Origin of the sequence: Vibrio sp. M260112 (assembly GCF_036533775.1) — a bacterium.
Lineage (GTDB): Bacteria > Pseudomonadota > Gammaproteobacteria > Enterobacterales > Vibrionaceae > Vibrio.
This window is the reverse complement of record NZ_JATABH010000144.1, coordinates 1-1,402: the sequence shown is the minus strand read 5'-3', so window position 1 is coordinate 1,402 and position 1,402 is coordinate 1. Positions and strand designations below refer to the sequence as shown.

At 39.8% G+C, this 1,402-nt stretch carries 3 protein-coding genes; all 3 read right to left on the bottom strand.

Annotated features, from left to right (window positions below):
• The coding region (locus QTN95_RS20655) for a hypothetical protein (RefSeq protein ID WP_331418850.1) at nt 1-281 on the bottom strand (281 nt) is incomplete at its 3' end.
• Between the two features lie 171 nt (nt 282-452).
• Complete coding sequence (locus QTN95_RS20650; protein WP_331418848.1) at nt 453-794, bottom strand: hypothetical protein; 342 nt, start codon at nt 792-794, stop codon at nt 453-455.
• A gap of 3 nt (nt 795-797) precedes the next feature.
• Nucleotides 798-1,402 (bottom strand): hypothetical protein (locus tag QTN95_RS20645; RefSeq protein ID WP_331418847.1); only part of this gene is annotated, 605 nt, incomplete at its 5' end.

The window sequence follows — 1,402 nt, the reverse complement described above, 5'->3', positions numbered from 1 at the left end:
GTTAGCTTCAAGTGTTGAGGTATATTGTCCACCGTCACCATTAACTCATCACTGCCAGACAACGTTACAAAAAGATCACTGTCATCAAGAATATATCCTGTAACCTCAGCATCGGATGAGCTTGTAGCTGATAATGTGAAAAGGGCCTGTAAATCAGACGCAGCATAATCACTGCTGTAACGAGTGACATTTAAGTCTGTGTTTGAAGTGGAAGAACTACCACTATCTCCGCCACCACAGCCCGCAAGTAGCAATGAGGCTAACACATAATATAGCTTCATAAATTCACCTATATATTAGTTAAATAAACAAACAACGTGAGAGCATGATGGCGAATATAAACACACTACATTCAAAGTAATAAAAGTATTCAAATTTAACCCCATAAATAAGACCCTTCTAAAAGCCACTTGAAATTAATTCAAGTGGCATCGAGTAATTGATGAGTTCACCTACCTATCAATAATGTTAGATGCATAGCTTTCCAACCCCATCAGCGACACATAAAGCATGCAAGGCAACGCGATCACTAGTACAATAAACTCGGGTATAAAAATACAACCTACCGCAGAGATTACTAATATTTTTATAACACGCCCCCTATACCCATGGTCAGTCTTAAACATTAAACGTGAGTATTTCTGCATAAAACCAAATAGACAAAGTATCGCAATAATTAACACATCATACCGCCCATCTTTTATAAAGATTGATACTAATGGAATTGCTGCACCAGACATCATCATTAATAGTAACTTAGGGTAAATACCTTTTATTTGAAAAGCATTTTTCACACTTTAATCCTCTGCATGATCATTTAGCATCGCTTCTTGAAATAGAAAATCACTAACTTTTCCATATGCGTCAAACCCTATCATAACGGGCAATTCAAGTTGTACCGGAAGTGCTTCGATAGCCAAATCGTTCAAAATTAATGAGCCTACATCATTTGCTAAGTCTGCCGATTGAGTCATTGTGGCAGACTCGTTATAAAGGTCGTAGGCATACTTCCCACTCGTTGCTCCAAGTGATATCCCACCGAAAAATGTAGCACAAGGTATATTTGCTGTTAGCAAGCATCCCGTTGCGATCTTATCGCTGGCAAAGCCAATATTTGAGACACCATGCATAATATCCCTTGCTGTAGTAGGACCAGAACGTCGATTCATTTCTTGCATACGTGCAATGTCGTTATAGAGATAAACAGTAATCACACTAACAGCAGAACGCATCACTGCATCTCGGCTGTTGGCACCACTTGCTGCGGCCGCTATACCTGACACGATAATCATACCTCCAGCTTGAAGAGTCTGCGTTTGAACATTGGCATGAACAATTCCTCCACCAAGCTTACCAATGACACCGCTGATAAAGCCTTGCTTGAAGCTACCACCTTGCAATT